The organism is Frigoribacterium sp. VKM Ac-2859 (genome assembly GCF_013204925.1).
Taxonomy (GTDB): domain Bacteria; phylum Actinomycetota; class Actinomycetes; order Actinomycetales; family Microbacteriaceae; genus Frigoribacterium.
The window spans coordinates 551,387-568,068 of record NZ_JABMLC010000002.1 but is presented as its reverse complement, the minus strand read 5'-3'; the positions used below and the strand labels follow the sequence as shown (position 1 = coordinate 568,068).

Annotated in this window: 18 protein-coding genes; 13 read left to right on the top strand and 5 right to left on the bottom strand. The window is 73.6% G+C overall.

Annotation, left to right across the window (positions count from 1 at the left end; genetic code table 11):
• The first annotated feature begins 155 nt into the window (after positions 1–155).
• From HQQ78_RS10505 to HQQ78_RS10470, 8 genes are all read left to right on the top strand, one after another.
• Positions 156–1,187, top strand: a complete 1,032-nt coding sequence (locus HQQ78_RS10505; RefSeq protein WP_159827362.1) for a substrate-binding domain-containing protein — start codon at positions 156–158, stop codon at positions 1,185–1,187.
• Entirely contained in the window at positions 1,187–1,942 is a 756-nt protein-coding gene (locus tag HQQ78_RS10500) for an ATP-binding cassette domain-containing protein (protein WP_173153056.1), read from the top strand. Before HQQ78_RS10505 ends, HQQ78_RS10500 begins: the two co-directional genes overlap by 1 nt.
• Positions 1,939–2,994, top strand: a complete 1,056-nt coding sequence (locus tag HQQ78_RS10495) for an ABC transporter permease (protein WP_052505095.1) — start codon at positions 1,939–1,941, stop codon at positions 2,992–2,994. Before HQQ78_RS10500 ends, HQQ78_RS10495 begins: the two co-directional genes overlap by 4 nt.
• Positions 2,991–4,079, top strand: a complete 1,089-nt coding sequence (locus tag HQQ78_RS10490; RefSeq protein WP_159827359.1) for a phosphotriesterase — start codon at positions 2,991–2,993, stop codon at positions 4,077–4,079. Before HQQ78_RS10495 ends, HQQ78_RS10490 begins: the two co-directional genes overlap by 4 nt.
• 75 nt (positions 4,080–4,154) lie before the next feature.
• Positions 4,155–4,904: a glutamine amidotransferase gene (locus HQQ78_RS10485; RefSeq protein ID WP_173153053.1), complete on the top strand. Its 750-nt coding sequence runs from the start codon at positions 4,155–4,157 to the stop codon at positions 4,902–4,904.
• Positions 4,886–5,584 carry a TenA family protein gene (locus HQQ78_RS10480; protein ID WP_173153050.1) on the top strand — a complete coding sequence of 233 codons (699 nt, stop codon included), beginning with the start codon at positions 4,886–4,888 and terminating at the stop codon, positions 5,582–5,584. The genes HQQ78_RS10485 and HQQ78_RS10480 overlap by 19 nt, the downstream gene beginning before the upstream one ends.
• Positions 5,581–6,840 carry a hypothetical protein gene (locus tag HQQ78_RS10475; RefSeq protein WP_173153047.1) on the top strand — a complete coding sequence of 420 codons (1,260 nt, stop codon included), beginning with the start codon at positions 5,581–5,583 and terminating at the stop codon, positions 6,838–6,840. The genes HQQ78_RS10480 and HQQ78_RS10475 overlap by 4 nt, the downstream gene beginning before the upstream one ends.
• The gene (locus HQQ78_RS10470; RefSeq protein ID WP_173153045.1) at positions 6,837–8,030 is read left to right on the top strand and encodes a M28 family metallopeptidase; all 1,194 of its coding nucleotides are present in this window, start codon (positions 6,837–6,839) and stop codon (positions 8,028–8,030) included. Before HQQ78_RS10475 ends, HQQ78_RS10470 begins: the two co-directional genes overlap by 4 nt.
• A 77-nt stretch (positions 8,031–8,107) precedes the next feature.
• Here HQQ78_RS10470 and HQQ78_RS10465 read toward each other — a convergent pair whose 3' ends face one another.
• Both HQQ78_RS10465 and HQQ78_RS10460 read right to left on the bottom strand, forming a co-directional pair.
• Positions 8,108–8,773 (bottom strand): class F sortase, encoded by a 666-nt coding sequence (locus HQQ78_RS10465; protein ID WP_371740469.1) that lies wholly within the window; start codon positions 8,771–8,773, stop codon positions 8,108–8,110.
• A gap of 1 nt (position 8,774) precedes the next feature.
• On the bottom strand, positions 8,775–9,509 hold the full coding sequence (locus HQQ78_RS10460) for a CHRD domain-containing protein (RefSeq protein WP_056044472.1): 735 nt from the start codon (positions 9,507–9,509) through the stop codon (positions 8,775–8,777).
• Positions 9,510–9,766: 257 nt separating this feature from the next.
• Here HQQ78_RS10460 and HQQ78_RS10455 point away from each other — a divergent pair, with 257 nt between their 5' ends.
• Together HQQ78_RS10455 and HQQ78_RS10450 are read left to right on the top strand one after the other, a co-directional pair.
• Positions 9,767–10,276, top strand: a complete 510-nt coding sequence (locus tag HQQ78_RS10455; RefSeq protein ID WP_254065151.1) for an RNA polymerase sigma factor — start codon at positions 9,767–9,769, stop codon at positions 10,274–10,276.
• Positions 10,269–11,222, top strand: coding sequence for a hypothetical protein (locus HQQ78_RS10450; protein WP_173153043.1), 954 nt, complete (start codon positions 10,269–10,271; stop codon positions 11,220–11,222). Before HQQ78_RS10455 ends, HQQ78_RS10450 begins: the two co-directional genes overlap by 8 nt.
• Before the next feature lie 92 nt (positions 11,223–11,314).
• On the opposite strand, the gene HQQ78_RS10445 is transcribed toward HQQ78_RS10450, so the two are convergent.
• Positions 11,315–12,370: a Gfo/Idh/MocA family protein gene (locus HQQ78_RS10445; protein WP_173153041.1), complete on the bottom strand. Its 1,056-nt coding sequence runs from the start codon at positions 12,368–12,370 to the stop codon at positions 11,315–11,317.
• 131 nt (positions 12,371–12,501) lie between these two features.
• Complete coding sequence (locus HQQ78_RS10440; protein WP_056042983.1) at positions 12,502–13,347, bottom strand: helix-turn-helix transcriptional regulator; 846 nt, start codon at positions 13,345–13,347, stop codon at positions 12,502–12,504.
• Between the two features lie 172 nt (positions 13,348–13,519).
• Between HQQ78_RS10440 and HQQ78_RS10435 the strand changes: the two genes are divergently transcribed.
• From HQQ78_RS10435 to HQQ78_RS10425, 3 genes are read left to right on the top strand one after another with little or no spacing between them, the layout of a single operon-like run.
• A complete protein-coding gene (locus HQQ78_RS10435; RefSeq protein ID WP_056042980.1) occupies positions 13,520–14,263 on the top strand; it encodes an SDR family oxidoreductase in 744 nt (247 codons plus the stop codon).
• Positions 14,264–14,296: 33 nt separating this feature from the next.
• Positions 14,297–14,530: a PLDc N-terminal domain-containing protein gene (locus tag HQQ78_RS10430; protein ID WP_159827332.1), complete on the top strand. Its 234-nt coding sequence runs from the start codon at positions 14,297–14,299 to the stop codon at positions 14,528–14,530.
• Positions 14,531–14,574: 44 nt separating this feature from the next.
• Positions 14,575–15,177 (top strand): GIY-YIG nuclease family protein, encoded by a 603-nt coding sequence (locus tag HQQ78_RS10425; protein WP_371740470.1) that lies wholly within the window; start codon positions 14,575–14,577, stop codon positions 15,175–15,177.
• Between the two features lie 185 nt (positions 15,178–15,362).
• On the opposite strand, the gene HQQ78_RS10420 is transcribed toward HQQ78_RS10425, so the two are convergent.
• The gene (locus HQQ78_RS10420) at positions 15,363–16,610 is read right to left on the bottom strand and encodes a hypothetical protein (protein WP_173153039.1); all 1,248 of its coding nucleotides are present in this window, start codon (positions 16,608–16,610) and stop codon (positions 15,363–15,365) included.
• Positions 16,611–16,682: the final 72 nt, after the last annotated feature.

Below are 16,682 nucleotides of genomic sequence, written 5' to 3'. Positions count from 1 at the left end.
TCGGAAACACAAAGGTGTTGACACTCGAAACACGAAGGCGTCACTCTTGACGCAGTTCCCGACGGAAATCGATTGCCCGTCGATCTCGACCCCACCGAGATCGCCCCCTCGCCAGTCCCGCATGCTCCACCTCGTCCTCCCCAGGAAGGCTCCTCATGCCCACGACCCGTACCGTCCTCGCCGCATTCGCCGTGGGCGCCATCGCCATCGGCACCCTCGCCGGCTGCGACTCGTCCTCGACCACCGCCTCCGGCTCCGCGTCCGGCGGCTCGACCTCGACCCGCCCGGCCCCCACCGACGTCCCCCAGGCCTGTGCCCCCGACGGCGGCGGCACCCTCCAGCTCGGCATGGTCGACATCAACGAGCAGACCGCCTTCTTCACCCAGATGAACGAGGGCGTCCAGGACGTCGCCGACGAGGCAGGTGCCGACCTGCAGATCGTCAGCGGCGACAACGACAGCGCCACGCAGGTCTCGGGCGTCGAGAACCTCGTCGCCTCAGGGGTCGACGCGCTCATCGTCGACCCGGTCGACGCGACCGCGCTGATCCCGGCGCTCACGGCGGCCAAGGCGGCCGGCATCCCGGTCGTCGCGGCCGACGGTTCGGTCGAGGACGCCTCGGCGATCGACTCGTACGTGGGCACGGCGAACGAGGACGGCGGCGCCCAGCTCGGGAAGGCCTTCCTCGACATCACCGGCGGCGAGGGCGAGGTCGGCGTCGTCGGAGCGCTCAACAGCGCGATCCAGATCCAGCGCCAGAACGGCTTCACCGACGCGGTCGAGGCCGGCGGCATGACCATCGGCACGATCGTCGACGGCCAGAACGTCAACGAGGACGCCCAGGCGGCGGCCGAGAACCTGCTGACCGGCAACCCCGACCTCGAGTACATCTACGCCACGGGCGAGCCCGCGCTGAACGGCGCCATCGCCGCGGTCAAGAGCCAGGGCGCCCAGGACCGCGTCACGATCGTCGGCTGGGACCTCTCGCCCTCGGCCGTCGAGGGACTGCAGGACGGCTACGTGAAGGCCGTCATCCAGCAGGACACCTTCGGCTTCGGCTACGAGGCCGCGAAGGCCGCGATCAACCTGGCCTGCGGCACCGCCGACGTGCCGGCGACCGTCGACGTGCCGATCACGATCGTCACGCCCGACAACCTGGCCGACTTCTCGTACTACCTGGAGGGCTGATGGCCGACGTCACCACCGGCGACCTGCTCGTCGAACTCCAGGGCATCCGCAAGTCGTACGGCGCCGTCGACGTCCTGCGCGGCGTCGACCTGCGCCTCGCGCGCGGCGAGGTGCTCGGCCTGGTCGGCGACAACGGCGCCGGCAAGTCCACCCTCATGAAGGTGCTCGCCGGTTCGGTCCAGCACGACGGCGGCCGCATCAGCATCAAGGGCAAGGAGGTGCGGTTCCAGTCCCCGAGCGACGCCCAGGCCGAGGACATCGGCATCGTCTACCAGGACCTCGCCCTCTGCGACAGCCTCAACGTCGCCGCCAACCTGTTCCTCGGCCGCGAGCCTCGGGTCGGGCCCTTCCTCAAGGTCGGGGCGATGCACGCCGAGGCCACGGCCGTGCTCAAGGAGTTCGGCGTCCGCGTCACGTCCACGCACCAGCTGATCTCGCAGCTGTCGGGTGGTCAGCGCCAGTCCGTCGCCATCGCGCGCGCCGCGTCGGTCGACCCCGACGTGCTGATCCTCGACGAGCCGACCGCCGCCCTCGCCGTCACCGAGGTCGAGTCGGTGCTGCGCCTCATCAAGGAGGTCGCGGCCCGGGGGGTCGGCGTCATCCTGATCACCCACCGGCTGCAGGACCTCTTCCGGGTCTGCGACCGCATCACCGTCATGTACGAGGGGCGCAGCATCGACGACGCCCGCATCGACGACCTCACCATCGAGTCGCTCGTCGACATGATCACCCGTGAAGGGAGCGCTGCCGCATGACCGCGACGACCTCTGACCCCACCCGCACCGACGGCCCCGAGCCGGGTCGCGGACACGGCTCCACCGACGTGCGCGAGCGCCGCTGGGAAGCCCTGCAACGCGTCAACAAGTCCACCCTGTTGATGCTCGTCGTGACGCTGGTCGTCATCGTCGTCTTCTCGGTGGCGACCCCGACCTTCCTCACCGGCACGAACCTGCGGAACGTCGCCGTGCAGGTCGCCCCCGCGGCGATCGTGGCCGTCGCGATGACCTTCGTCATCACGGCGGGCATGATCGACCTCTCGGTCGGGTCGACGCTCGCCCTCGTCTCGGTGATCGGGGCGGTCCTGCTGCGGGCCGGTCTCGAGTCGGTGCTGGTGATCGTCATCTGCCTGGCCGTCGGAGCCTTCTGCGGGTTGGTCAACGGCTGGTTCTCGAGTTACCAGGGCATCCCGTCGTTCATCGTCACGTTGGCCACCATGTCGATCGTGCGGGGCGTCGCCCTGCTGATCACGAAGGGCTACTCGATCGCCATCGGCTCGGGGCTGATCTTCGCCCAGGTCGGGCAGGGCCGGCTGTTCGGGCTCGGGTACCCGGCCTGGCTCGCGCTGATCATCGTCGGCGTCGGCATCGTGGGGCTGCAGCGCATGCGGTTCGGCCAGTACATCACCGGCATCGGCTCGAACGAGGAGTCGGTCCGCCGGGCGGGCGTCGACACCCGCTTCGTCAAGATGATGGCCCTCGTGCTCAGCGGCACGGCGGCCGGCGCGGCCGGCATCATCACCGCGGCCCGACTGGGGTCGGGCGACGCCAACTCGGGCGTCGACTTCGCCATGACGGTCATCACCGCCGTCGTGATCGGCGGCACGAACCTGCTGGGCGGCAAGGGCAGCGTCATCGGCACGGCGATCGGGGCGATCCTGACCGGCGTCATCACCAACGGCCTCACGTTGCTCGGCCTGAGCCCCTACATCGTGCCCATCGTGACCGGCAGCCTCCTGATCATCGTCATCTGGATCAACCTGCGGGGCGGCTCGTTCACCGACCTGGTGCGCAAGCGGGTGACCCGATGAGCCGCGTCGGAGGGTTCGGGGTCGAGACGACCACCGTCGTCGACGTGCAGACGGTCACCGGTCCCGTGCCGAGCGACCGCCTCGGCTACACGCTGCCGCACGAGCACCTGATCAACAGCATCGAGGAGGGCGGGCTCGAACCCGACCCCGACTTCCCCGAGCTGTTCGACGCCCCGGTCACTCCCGAGATCGCCTGGTTGCTGCGCGACCGTCCGCTCGCCTGCCGCGACAACTGCGTGCTCGACGGCGACGACGACGCGGTCGACGAGCTCGTCGCGTTCCGCGAGCTCGGTGGCAGCACGGTCGTCGAGCTGACCTCGGACGGACAGGGGCGCGACCCCCGCCGTCTCGCCGAGATCTCGCGCCGCAGCGGGGTCGCCGTCGTCACCGGCGGCGGCTGGTACCTCGAGCGGTTCCACCCCGAGGCCACGGGCCGCGACACCGTCGACGACCTGGCCTCGCGCCTGGTCGCGCAGTACCGGGCCGACCCGGCCGAGACCGGGGTGCCCCGGTCGGGCGTGATCGGCGAGATCGGCGTCTCGCCCGGGTTCACCGAGCGGGAGGAGCGTTCGCTGCGCGCGGCCTGCCGCCTGCAACGCGAGACCGGCCTGCCGATGTTCGTGCACCTGCCCGGCTTCGTCCGGCACGGCGGCCGCGTGCTCGACGTCGTGCTGCGCGACGAGGGCGTCGACCCCACGGCGGTCGTCCTCTGCCACATGGACCCGTCCGGCAGCGACCCCGACTACCAGCGCAGCCTCGCCGAGCGCGGGGTCTGGCTCGAGTTCGACATGATCGGCATGCCGTACCGCTTCTCCCTGCCCGGCGAAGGGCAGTCTCCGTCGCCGGTCGAGACGGCCACGGCCATCGCCCGCCTGGCCTCGGCCGGGTTCGGCCGCCGTCTGCTCTTCAGCCACGACCTCTTCCTCAAGAGCATGTTGCGCAAGCACGGCGGCAACGGCCTCTCGTACGTCCCCGCGGTGTTCCTCGACCGGCTGACCGACCTCGGCGTCGACGCCGAGATCGTGCACGGCGTCGGCACCCGTAACGTCCGCGACCTCTTCGAGGGCGCCGCCCTGACCCGCTGAGGGGCGACGACGCGGCACCGAGCCGCTCGCGCCTCCTCGTCCCGAACCGTCCCGTCACCACCGGAAGGCCCCACCATGTCCCGCATCCTCATCGCCGGCGAGAGCTGGATCACCGCGACCACCCACACCAAGGGCGTCGACGAGTTCACCGCCCACTCGTACACCGAGGGCGTCGCGCAGCTGCGCACGGCCCTGCAGGCCGGCGGCCACGAGGTCGTCCACCTGCCCGCCCACCTCGTCGCCACCGACTTCCCCGAGACGCAGGAGGCGCTGGACGCCTACGACGTCGTGGTGCTGTCCGACATCGGCGTCAACTCGCTGCAGCTCGCGCCCGCCGTCTTCGAGAAGAGCATCCCGGGTCGCGACCGCGTCCGCGAGCTCGCCCGCTGGGTCGAGGCCGGAGGCGCGCTGCTGATGATCGGCGGCTACCTGTCGTTCTCGGGCTGGCAGGGTCGTGCGGGCTACGCCCGCACCGAGATCGCCGACGTGCTGCCGATCGAGATGCTGACCGGGGACGACCGCGTCGAGCGCCCGGCCGGCGTCGTCGCCACCGTGCTCGACGCCGAGCACCCCGCCCTCGGCGGCGCGGGCACCGAGTGGCCGCTGCTGCTCGGCTACAACCGCACCGTCGTGAAGCCGGGCGCGGTCGAGCTCGCCCGCCTCGACGGCGACCCGCTCGTCGTCGTCGGCGAGGCAGGCGCGGGACGCACGGCGGTCTTCACGAGCGACTGCTCGCCGCACTGGGCGCCCCCGGCGTTCTGCGAGGAGTGGGACGGCTACGCCCGGGTCTTCAACGGCATCGTGTCGTGGCTGACCGGCCGCTGACGATGGCGGGCACGACCCGGCCCGAGGGCGTCGGCACGGGACGGGCGGCAGCGCTGGTCGCCCGCTGCTCGGCCGAGCTCGACGCCTCGGCGTCGGTCCCGCTGCTGGCCCGGATGGCCGACGGCACGCTCGACGACCCCGCCTTCGGTCGCTACCTCGCGATCGAGCAGGCGTTCGTCCGGACGGCGGCCCGCCTCGCGGGCTACTGCCTCTGGCAGCAGCCCGAGTGGTCCCGCGCCGAGCGTCACGCCGAGGCCGTCGCCGACCTCGTCGGTCCGCAGAGCCGGTACTTCGAGCGGTTGCTCTCGACGCGACCGGTCGACGACGCGACCTCGACCGACCTGCTGCGCCGCGCCTCCGTCCTCGAGGGGGCGGTGACGGCGGCACTCGCCGAGGGCGGCTACGCCGGGGTCGTCACCAGCCTCGCCGCGGCCGAGACGCTCTACCTGCGGTGGTGCACGCGGGCGGCCGAGCGTGCCGTGCCCCGACCGGACGACGTGCAACGGTGGATCGAGCTGCACGTCACCGACGGCTTCCGCACCCAGGTGGCCTTCTTGCACCAGCTGGTCGACGAGCTGCCCGCCGACGTGACCGACGCCCGGCTGGACGCCTGGTTCGTCGGCATGCTGTGCGCCGAGGACGCGTTCCACGCGAGCGCCCTCGTCGAGGTGGCCGCGTGACCGGGCCCACTGTCGGCCCGGTCGACCCGGTCGGCCCGGTCGGCCCGGTCGCGATCGACCTGCGCGCCGTCGAGGCCCGTCTCGCCGCGGCCGGCATCGCCTCCGAACGGGTGGTCGTCGGAGCCGACGCCGTCGTGGTCGTCTCGTCCTACGGCGGACGCGTCTATGGACCCTTCTTCGCCGAGGGCGAGGCCGAGAACTGGCTGCCCGACGCGTTCGCCGACGACGACGCGTTCGGCGCGTTGGTCGACTCGGGCGACTGGAACGTCGGCGGCGACCGGGTCTGGATCGGGCCCGAGATCGCCTACATGATCCGCGACCGCAGCGACTACTGGGGCAGCTACGAGATGCCGCCGTCGCTCGACCCCGGCCGCCACGACCTCGGCCGCACGGGCGACCGCGTGACGCTGTCGCGGGTCGCCCAGCTCGAGGCGTTCACGGAGCCGACCGGGCTCGTGCGGGCCGACCTGACGCTCGTCGTGCGGCCGGCGGCCCACCCGCTGCGACACCTGCGCGGGGCGTCGGCCGGGGGCCCCGGCGGCGCACCGCTCGTCGATGCCGTCGAGTACGGCGGCTACGTGACGGAGGTGCGGCTCGGCATCACCTCGGACGGCGCGCACGAGGCCGAGTCGTGGATGCTCGACCAGGTGCGGGCGGGCGGCACGGCGTTCGTCGCGGCCGTGCCCGACACCCAGGTGACCGACTACTACGAGCCGGTCGGCGACCTGCTCGCCGAGGTGCCCGGTGGCGTCGCCGTGTCGCTGACCGGTGCCGACCGCTTCAAGATCGGATTCGCGGCACCGCACGTCACCGGACGCGTCGGGTACGTGCGCGCGGTCGGCGACCCGGCCGACGACCGTGCCGTGCTCTTCGTGCGCGGCAGCCACAGCGACCCGTCGGCCGAGTACTCGGAGGAGCCCGACCCGTCCCCGGGGGTCCGGGGAGACTCGCTGCACCTGTACGACGACGACGGCGGGCTCGGCGGGTTCGCCGAGATCGAGGCCCGGGGCACGCCCGTCCTCGGCCCGCGACCCGAGGCGGTCACCGACCGGTTCGCCAGCTGGTGGTTCCGGGGGAGGACGGACGACGTCGCCCGCGTGGCCCAGCACCTGCTCGGGGTGCCCGCGGCGACGGTGGCGCAGGCCGCCCGGGGGGCCGCGCTGCGCCTCCTCGGTCCGTCGGCCGCGTCGTCGACCGCCACCACGACACCGTCACCGACCCCGACCCCAGAGCCGTTACCGAGAGGCACGACATGACCCACGACACCGACCCGGCCGCGGCGCAGCGCGCGGAACGCGCCTACGACGACCTCGTCGCCCTGGTCCAGCACGGCCCCCGGTTCCACGGCACCGCAGGCATCGCGGCCGCGGCCGGCTGGCTCGAGCAGCGGCTGACCGCGGTCGGGTGGCCGGTCGCCCGGCAGCCCGTGACGCTGCCCGGCTGGCAGCCGGGCAGCGTGCACCGGGTCGCGGTGCAGCAGCCGATCGCCCGTGAGCTGCCCGCCTGGCCGATGCTCTGGAGCGGATCGACCGGCGGTGCGCGCCGGGGCACGGTCGAGGCCGTCGGCCCGCAGGGGCTCTGGGGAGACTCGATGGTCTGGCAGAAGTTCGTCGTGCGGGCGGACGACGGCGACGTCGTGGCCTACCTGCACGCGCGGGACGACGGACCCGCCGCGCCGCAGCCGCTGCCCTCCGGGTCGGACCACGACGTGGCCCACCTCGCGATCGGCCGCGTCGACGGTCTGCAGCTGACCGAGTGGATCGCCGACGGCAAGCCCGTCGAGGTCGAGATCGAGGCCGACGGCGGCCCGGTCGACGCCGCGACCAGCGACAACCTGGTCGTCGACGTGCCCGGCACGGGCGACGGGTCGATCCTGCTCTGCGCGCACTACGACACGTTCTTCAACACGGTCGGCGCCTACGACAACGGCAGTGGCACGATCGCCCTGCTGCAGCTGGCCGAGCGGTGGGCGGCGGCCCCGCCGGTCGCGTCGGTCCGCCTCGTCTTCTTCACCGCCGAGGAGTGGCACCTGGGCGGGTCCCGGCACTTCGTCGACAGCGCCTCGTCCGACGAACTCGACGCCATCGACTACGTGCTCAACGTCGATGGGCTCGGGCGCGGATCTTTCGTGGAGGCGTTCGGCGCCCCCGAGGCGTTCTCGACGGCGTTCCGCGGGGCGCTGCTGGAGCACGCCGCGGCCACCCGGCCCGACCTCGAGCTGGTCACCCGGTTCCCGCCGACGACCGGCACCGACGACGCGTCGTTCTACCGGGCGGGCGTGCCCAGCGCGTTCCTGACCTTCAACGACCTGCACCGCCTGCACCAGCCCGACGACGAACCGAACCGCGGCATCGCGGCGAACGTCGCGTGGACCGTGCCGCTCGTCGAGCACCTCGTGGCGACCCTGGCGCGACCGACGCGGGCCGCGCCTCCCGGGGTGTTGTAGACCAGCCGGCACGGCACGGCACGTCGTGGCGTGCCGGCGTGTCCGCGTGCCCGGGCGGCGGGCGACGGGTGCCGGGCTCAGGCCACCGGCTCGGCGAAGACGATCCGGTTCTGGTCGTAGTGGCCCGAGCCGCGGTCGAAGACGCCGCCGCAGGTGATCAGCCGCAGCTGGTCGGTCGGCTGCGCCCCGAAGACCCGGGCGGTCGGGAACTCCGCCTTCGGCGCGTCGACGACCTCGGTGACGGCGTAGCCGACGACGTCCCCGTCGACCGTGGTCACGTCGACCCGGTCGCCGACGACGAGTTCGTCGAGGCGGGCGAAGACCGCGGGGCCCGACGCCGAGTCGACGTGGGCGGCGATCACGGTCGGCCCGCTCCCGCCGGGTCGGCCCCCGCCGGTGAACCACCCGACGTCGTCCGCGTCCACCGGTACCTCCATGGCACCGTCGTCGGCGATGCCGAGATCGATCAGCGGGGCGTCCAGCCCGATGGCCGGCACCGAGACGGCCGCCGGAGCGACGCCCTCGCCGACCACCTCGCCGCTGCCGTCGACCCCGCCGCTGCCGTCGACCCCGCCCACCGCAGGAGGTGCGGTGCCCGTCGCCGACGGAGCCGCGGTCGTCGAGGGGCTCGCCCCCGCCCCCGGGGCCGGCGTCACCGTCGGTGCGACCACCCCGGGTGACGCGCACCCGGCGAGGGCCAGCACGACGCCGACGACGACCACCGGGCGGAGGGAGCGGAGCACGTCAGGCCCGGGCCGCGCGCTGACGACGGGTCAGGACGTACGCACCCGCACCGAGCAGGGCGAGGGCCCCGGCGCCACCGGCCGCGAGGCCGAGACCGCCGGCCGACGCGCTCTCGGCGGCCGCGCCTCCGAGTCCGGTGTCGACGCCCCCGACGGGCACCTGCGTCAGCTGGCCGCGGACGACGCCGGCCGCGAACGTGGCCGTGTGCGAGTCGCCCGTGAAGCCGGCCGGGTTCGCCTCGAGCTGCTTCAGGCTGAAGCCGGTGCCCGTGTCGGCCCCGGCGGCGCTCATGACGCCGGTCGTGAAGGGCCCCTGCAGGCAGCCGCTGCTCGTGCGCGTGCCGTCACCGCGGTCGACCGGGTTCGGGAACGAGATGCGCGGCGGGCCGGCCTGGCCCTTCGCGGCCTCGTGGATGTGCGTCGCGGTCTTCGCCGGGCTCTGGTACTCGCCCGTGACGCCGCGCAGGGTGATGTCGTAGCAGATCACCTCGGTGTCGCTGTTGACGCGGAAGTCGAACGTGCCCGTGGCACCGGCCTCGCCCGGGGTGGCGACCCCGTCGTTGTTGATCACCTGGTCGGGCGTCGCCATGACCGTGTAGGCGCTGGTGAAGGTCGCGGGCTCGGGCACCTCGGTCTCGGCGAACGCGGGCGTCACGCCGAACAGGGTGACGGCGGTGGCGGCGGCGCCACCGATCGTCAGGGTGCGGATGGCGGTCTTCTTGGTCGTGCGCGTCATCTTCGGCATGCTCCGGGTCCTCTCGACGGGGCGGCGCCCGGGCGGGTGCCGCTCGACAGGGCCTACGTCGTCGGGCCTCGATGCGTTCACCAGGTGCCGAGAAAGTTTTCTCGACGGTGCGGTGAACGCCGGAGGCGCAGCGGACGTAGACCCCGTCGGCATCCGCGAACGGCGTGGATAGGCTGGAGGGCAGACGGATGATCGCCGTCATGGGTCGCGCGGGGCCCGTCCCGGGCCGCGTCGCAGATCGGAGCCCGATGAGCGAGGGGTCGTCCGGTCTCGACGTCCGGGCCGCGTTCGTCGAACACGGCTCGTCGCTGCTCGGTTTCGCCGTCAACGCCCTCCGCGACCGGGCGCTCGCCGAGGACTGCGTGCAAGAGACCTTCGTGCGTGCCTGGCGCGCCCGCGACTCGTTCGACGCCGACCGTGGCAGCGTCCGCACCTGGCTGTTCGCGATCGAACGCCGCGTCGTGCTCGACGTGTACCGGGCACGCACGCGCACGCCGTCGGTCGTGCCGCTCGAGCACGCCCCCGACCCCGTGGCGACCGTCGCCGACCCGCTCGAGCACCTGGGCATGGCCGAGGGGCTCGCCCGCCTGAGCGACGACCACCGGGCGGCCGTGGTGGCCGTCCACCTCGAGGGCCTGAGCTACCGCGAGGTCTCCGAGCGCACGGGCGTGCCCGTCGCGACCCTCCGCACCCGCGTGTTCCACGCGCTGCGTGCCCTCCGCACCCACCTCGACGACCAGGAGACGACCGATGACTGACCGCACGCCAGGGGTGGGGGCCGGTGCCGGTGCCGGTGCCGGTGCCGGGGACGGCGGGGGCGCCGACGGTGTCGGGGGCGCCGACGCCCGTCGTGACGAGTTGACGGCCGCGGCGCTCGCGGACGACCTCTCGCCGGGCGAACGCGTCGAGTTCGACGCGTTGCGGGCCGCCGACCCGTCGATCGACGCCGAGTTGGCGGCGCTGGGCGTCGTCGTCGGAGGGCTCTCGGACTTCGGTCGTTGGGACGAGGTCGCCCCGAGCGACGGACTCCGCGAGCGCATCGACGCCGTCGCACGGGCCGGAGACGACCCGGCCGCCGGGCGGGCGACCGATGCCGGCATCACCCCGGGCGTCGGCACCGCCTCGGGCGTCGGCACCGCCTCGGGCGTCGGTACCGCTTCCGACGTCGGCACCGCCTCCGATGCCGGCGCCCTGTCCGGCGCCGGCACGACGGGGGACGACCCGACGCTCCCGCGCATCGGTCCGCACGTCGCCACCGCCCGCTCGGGCCGGGGCCGTCGCCCGCTGCTGATCGCCGTCGCCGCCGCCGCATGCCTGGCGATCGGGGCCGGGGGCGGAGTCCTGCTCGCGATGCCTCGCGACACGGTGGTGGCCGGCCCGGCCGGGACCCTCGGCGCCGTCGAGCACGTGGACTTCGTCGGTCAGCCGGCCGGGGTCGACCTGGACGGGGACCTCGTCGCCCACACCTGGGGCACCGAGACCGTCCTCAGCATCGACGGCCTGCCGACGGGCTCGGCGTTCACGGTCGTGGTGGTCGGGGGCGACGGGCGTGAGTACGAGTCCGGTGCGTTCCTCGGGTCGGACGTGCGCGTCGACTGTCGGTTGAACGCCGCCGTGCTGCGGCCCGACGTGGCGTCCGTCGAGATCCGTGCCGCGGACGGCCATGACATCGCCGTCGCGTCGGTGCCCCCGGTCGCGAGTTGAGCTATGTCCCGGGCCCGGGCACGGGTGGCCGAGAGGTCCGACGTGCCGCTCCACCCTGGACCTGAGCCACACGTCGTGATGTCTCGCCGGGGTCAGACGACGGTCAAGGAGGCGCGGGTCGCCTCGATCGTCGCGAGCAGCGACCTCGAGTCGGCCAGCGAGTGCAGAGGCGAGTCGCGCAGCCCGGCATCGACGTAGGACGCCAGGGCCGTCGCCTGGTAGGCCAAGCCCTGGCGGCCGGTCGGGACGGACGGGTCGCTCCAGACGGCCTTGCCGCGGCCCGTGGTCAGCTCGAACGTCGCGGGGAAGACCAGGTTCTGCAGGGTGCGGATCGAGCCGGTCGTGCCCGAGATCGTGCCGAGTCCGGGCGAGGTCGTGAGCAGGCTGGTCGCCGCGGTGGCCAGCACCCCGTCGGCCGTGCGGGTGACGACGGCCGCGTCGAGGTCGACGCCGTCGGCCCGGGTCGAGCCGGTGGCGTGCCACTCGACGGGGTGACCGGTGGCGAACTGGGTGAACCAGAAGGCGTAGACGCCGATGTCGAGCAGGGCGCCGCCGCCGAGGGCCGGGTCCGTCATGCGTCCGCCGGCCGAGAGGTCGTTCGCCCAGGCGACGTCGGCGGTCGCCAGTCGCACGTCTCCGATCGCCCCCTCGGCGAGCAGTTCGGCGATGACGGTGGTGTGCGGCAGGTAGCGCGTCCACAGCGCTTCCATCGCGAGGACCCCCGCGGCGTTCGCCGCGGCCACGATCTCGTCGGCTTCGGCGGTGCTGGTCGCCATCGGCTTCTCGATCAGGACGTGCTTCCCGGCGCGGATCGCGGTCAGGGCGTCCGGCAGGTGCCGGGTGTGGGGCGTGGCCACGTAGACGACGTCGACGTCGGGGGAGGCGACCAGCGCCTCCGCGTCCCCGTGGGCGTTGTCGACGCCGTGGGCGCGGGCGAACGCTTCGGCCCGGTCGAGGCTGCGCGAGGCCACGGCGACCACGCGCTGGTCGGTGTGCGCGTGTAGGGCGTCGGTGAAGTCGCCGGCGATCTCGCCCGGGCCGATCACGCCCCAGCGGAGGACCGGCCCGCCCCGCAACGGGACGGCCGTCGAAGCGGGGAAGCTCGGGGTGCTCGGGGTGCTCGGGGTGCTCGGGGTCTGCGGGGACATGCGTTCTCCTCGGGGTCACGTCGTCGTGGGTGCATCCATCTTCGCGGGTGCGGGTGCGGGTGCGGGTGCGGGTGTGGGTGCGGGCGGCTGCCAGTGTGCGGCTGCGGGTGTCTGACGGTCGCCCCTCGCCCTCACTCGTGTTCGGCGAACCGCCCGATGCCGATCACGTCGAGCAAGCGCAGCTTGGCGTCGTCGTCGGACCCGGGCGTCGCCGTCAGCACGAGGAGCGTCTGCGACTGGTCCTCGGTGAAGAGGGCCTGGCAGTCCACCTCGATGCGGCCGAGCTCGGGATGCAACAGCGTCTTGCGGTCGTCGAAACGTTGGTGGACCGCGTGACGGCTCCAGATCGTCGCGAACTCGTCGCTCGAGGCGAGCAGCGCCTCCACCAGTTCGCGCGGTCGCCCGCGGCCGCCCGCCAGGCTGAGCGCCGCCCGCAGCCCGGACGCCTGCAGCTCGAGCTGGTGCGCGTGGTCCTCGACCGGGTAGGAGGCGCGCTCGGCCGGGTCGGTGAACCACCGGTGGAACGCGCTGCGGTCGAGACCCTCGTGCCTCATCTGGTCGCCGAGCAGGGCGACCGCGAGCCGGTTCTGCGCGAGCGTCTCGGCCAGGTCGCTGAGGACGAGCGCGGGGGTGTCGTCCAGACGGTCGAGCACCCGCAGCAGGGCGGGACTGACGTGGTCGCCGCCGCGTGTGCGGCGCGGCGGGTGGTGACCGGTCAGGCGGTAGAGATGGTCGCGCTCGTCGAGGCTCAGCCGCAGCGCCCGGGTGAGCGCGACCAGCATCTGCTCGGACGGTTGGGGGCCGCGCTGCTGCTCGAGCCGCGCGTAGTAGTCGGTCGACATGCCGACGAGCCCCGCCACCTCTTCACGACGCAGTCCCGCGGTTCGCCGACGCACGCCCTCGGGCAGCCCGACGTCGGACGGCCGCAGCGCCTCGCGGCGGTGGCGGAGGAAGTCGGCGAGTTCGGCGCGGTCCATCGCCCCATGCTGTCAGCCCCGTCGCTCGCCGACCAGGGAGTGGCGATCCCTGGACGAGCGCTCTCTGCCGCCTCGCGCCTCCCCGGGTCAGAGTGGGGTCGTCGCCCCGACCACCCTCGGCGCGGCGACGACCACCGGCCGCGCCGAGCGCGGCACACCCGAAGGAGCAACCGTGAAGATCAGCGGCAACACCGTGTTCATCCCCGGAGCCACGTCCGGCATCGGCCTGGGCCTCGCCCTGCGCCTGCAGGCCGCCGGCAACACCGTCGTCGTGGCGGGCCGACGCCGGGCCCTGCTCGACCAGATCGTCCGCGACCACCCGGGCCTCGAGGCCGTCGAGCTGGACACCACCGACCCGCAGGCCGTCGTCGACGTCTCGGCCGAGGTGCAACGCCGCTGGCCCGAGACCAACGTCGTGGTCGCGATGGCCGGCATCATGCAGACCGAGGACGTCACGACAGGGGAGTTCCTCCCGACCGCCGAGGCGATCGTCACGACGAACCTGCTCGGGCCGATCCGCCTGATCGCCGCGTGGACGTCGTTCCTGCAGTCACGGCCGGCGGCATCGATCGTGACCGTGTCGTCCGGGCTCGCGAGCGTGCCGCTGCCGATCACGCCGACCTACAACGCGACCAAGGCGGCGATCCACTCGTTCAGCGAGGGCATCCGCGTGCAGCTCGCCGGCACGAGCGTCCAGGTCGTCGAACTCGTGCCGCCGGCCGTGCAGACCACCCTGCTCGGCCAGCAGGACGACCCGTCGGCCATGCCGCTCGACGAGTACCTCGACGAGACCATGGCGCTGCTCGAGGCACAGCCCGACGCCCACGAGATCCTGGTCGAGCGGGTCAAGTTCCTGCGCAACGCCGAGGCCGAGGGGCGCTACGACGAGGTGCTGGCGCGGCTCAGCGGTCACTGAGGCGGGCTGAGGGCCGCACCCTAGGCTGGGTGGATGAGCACATGGGGTGACTGGGGTCCGGCGGTGGTGGCGATCGTCGTGGCGGTCGTGTACCTCGTGATCGTCGTCAGCATCGTGCGTGCCGTCCGACGGCGTGCCGACACGACGCAGCTCGAGCGCACGGTCTGGACGGTCGCCGCCGTCCTCTTCCCGCTCGGTGCCGGTGCGGTCTGGCTGCTGCTCGGGCCGCACCCGCTCGGGCTGCGCATCGACCACGAGCACGATTGAGCCGGGCCCGGCCGGGTGTCGGTGGCCGCACCTAGCCTGCGGGGGTGACCAACCCGACGCCCCGACCGGACGACACCTGCCGAGGAGGCACGGGTCGGCTCGTCGTCGACTCCTGCGGTCGTCCGGTCGATCCGTCGTCACCTGTGCCGCTCTGCGACCGGCACCTCGCGCTCGCCGTCGACTGGGTGGCTTCGCTCGAGGGTTCGGGCGAGGGCGTGACCGACTTGCTGCCGTCCCCCTGCCTCGCCTGCGGGTCGCGGCTCGGCGTGCACTGGCCGTCGGGGTGGCTCTGCGCCGTCTGCGAGTGGCGTCAGGGCGACGTGCCCGACGGCGAGCTCGGGGTCGTGCGGGTCGACGTCGTCTACTACATCCGCTTCGAGGACCGCATCAAGATCGGCACCTCGTCGAATCCCCGACAGCGACTGGGAACGCTCTGGCACGACGAACTCCTGGCCTTCGAGCGTGGCGACCGCCTGGTCGAGCGACGACGGCACGGCCAGTTCGCGGCGTCCCGGTTCGGTCGCACCGAATGGTTCGCCCGGAGTGCCGAGCTCGACGCCCATGTCGCGGCGCTCGCCGAGGGCATCGACGACCCGTGGCAGCGCTACGCCCGCTGGCGCAGCGAGGCGCTGGCCCTCCGCGGCTGAGCCCGCCTGGCCCGCCTGGCCCGCCTGGCCCGCCTGGCCTGGGGGTCGCGTCACACCACGTTCTGAACGTCGCACCGTGTTTCGTGCAGCGCACCGCGACGAGATCGGGTGCCGTGCACGAAACGCGGTGCGGTGTCGTGGTCCCGCCCGCCCGCCCGCCCGGCCCTGCCGGGGGCGCGCCGGACTCAGCGGCGCAGGTAGGCGTCGACGAGCAGCGGGCCGCGGATGGCACGCAGCTCGTCGAGCAGCAGGGGCACCGTCTGCCGCGTCAGCCCCGAGAGTTGCAGGTCGTGGGGGCCGAGCGGGGGCAGCTTTCCGGTCCGGAGCCGTACGACCTCCCAGCCGGCGGCCCGCAGCGCGGCGTCCTTGCGGCGGTCGGCGGTCTCGCGGTGCCCGACGTGCTCGAGCCCGTGCCGCCCGGTCGAGTCGTACTCGATCGCGACCCGCAGCTCGCTCAGCACGATGTCGGGCCACACCTCGACGTGGTCGAAGAAGGGACGCCCGACCCGCACCGCGTTCAGACCGGGCTCGAACTCGAGCCGGGCCGTCAGTCCGGCTCGCAGCTCGGCCTCGACCGCCGACGCCGGCTTGGGGGCACACGCGCTGACGAAGGGCGTACCGGTCGGCAGGGCCGGCGTCTTGTCGCACACCGGCCGGGAGGCGCGGGTCGGCCGAGGGGCGCGGGCCGGCCGGGACGCGCGTTCGGTGAGGGAGGTGCTGATGGGCAGGGAGGCGCGCTCGGTGCGGGAGCCGCTGATGGGCGGGGAGGCGCGTTCGGTGCGGGAGGCGCCGGTGGACGGGGAGGCATGCTCGGTGCGGATGTCGCTGACCGGCGGCGAGGTGGGGGAGGCGCGGGAGGGCTCGGGACTGCGGCTCGCCTCCGCGCGCGGCGTCGTCGACGGCAGACCCGTGCTCGAGCCGCGGCGACGCCGGGGCGGGGGTGACGTGGCCGCCGGCACCGCGCCTCCTGCCGTCTGGGCCGCCCAGGCCTGGCCGGACGCCGTCCCGGCATTGCCCGGTGCCGGCCGGGCCTGGCCCGGTGCGCTCGCGCCCTGCGCTGGCATGCCCTCGGCCTGTGCGCGGACCGCCGCCGCCGGTGCCATCGGCGGTCTCATCGGCAGGGCGCGCGGAGCGGCGAGCTCGCTGCACTCGGGGCACCACGACGACCGCCGACGCTCGCGCCCGGGCCGGTGCCGCTGTTCGTTGGGGGTGGCGACGAAGACGTGGCCCGCGTCGCAGAGCCAGCACAGCCACACGTCGGCCGCGGGCGGGATCTGGCTGAGCACGATGCCGCCGTTGTGTTCGGGCCGGTACTGCCGCACGAGCACCGGGTACGACGCCCAGGCCTCGCGGTAGCTGCCCACGGGGTAGGGCACGGCGAGGCCGCGCGACGACCGGCGTCGCGCCCACCAGGCGGCGATCGGCTCGGGCACGCGCACACGCTACGACGGGCCACCGACACTCGGCCCGCAGCCCCGCAGCCCCGCAGCCCGCCGACACCCCGC

What these genes read in the sequence shown, in the direction of transcription:
- HQQ78_RS10470 (WP_173153045.1), top strand. Translation starts at nt 6,837, where the DNA reads ATGACCCACGACACCGACCCGGCCGCGGCGCAGCGCGCGGAACGCGCC.
- HQQ78_RS10485 (WP_173153053.1), top strand. Translation starts at nt 4,155, where the DNA reads ATGTCCCGCATCCTCATCGCCGGCGAGAGCTGGATCACCGCGACCACC.
- HQQ78_RS10430 (WP_159827332.1), top strand. Translation starts at nt 14,297, where the DNA reads ATGAGCACATGGGGTGACTGGGGTCCGGCGGTGGTGGCGATCGTCGTG.
- HQQ78_RS10455 (WP_254065151.1), top strand. Translation starts at nt 9,767, where the DNA reads ATGAGCGAGGGGTCGTCCGGTCTCGACGTCCGGGCCGCGTTCGTCGAA.
- HQQ78_RS10450 (WP_173153043.1), top strand. Translation starts at nt 10,269, where the DNA reads ATGACTGACCGCACGCCAGGGGTGGGGGCCGGTGCCGGTGCCGGTGCC.
- HQQ78_RS10490 (WP_159827359.1), top strand. Translation starts at nt 2,991, where the DNA reads ATGAGCCGCGTCGGAGGGTTCGGGGTCGAGACGACCACCGTCGTCGAC.
- HQQ78_RS10500 (WP_173153056.1), top strand. Translation starts at nt 1,187, where the DNA reads ATGGCCGACGTCACCACCGGCGACCTGCTCGTCGAACTCCAGGGCATC.
- HQQ78_RS10440 (WP_056042983.1), bottom strand. Translation starts at nt 13,347, where the DNA reads ATGGACCGCGCCGAACTCGCCGACTTCCTCCGCCACCGCCGCGAGGCG.
- HQQ78_RS10505 (WP_159827362.1), top strand. Translation starts at nt 156, where the DNA reads ATGCCCACGACCCGTACCGTCCTCGCCGCATTCGCCGTGGGCGCCATC.
- HQQ78_RS10495 (WP_052505095.1), top strand. Translation starts at nt 1,939, where the DNA reads ATGACCGCGACGACCTCTGACCCCACCCGCACCGACGGCCCCGAGCCG.
- HQQ78_RS10460 (WP_056044472.1), bottom strand. Translation starts at nt 9,509, where the DNA reads ATGACGCGCACGACCAAGAAGACCGCCATCCGCACCCTGACGATCGGT.
- HQQ78_RS10445 (WP_173153041.1), bottom strand. Translation starts at nt 12,370, where the DNA reads ATGTCCCCGCAGACCCCGAGCACCCCGAGCACCCCGAGCACCCCGAGC.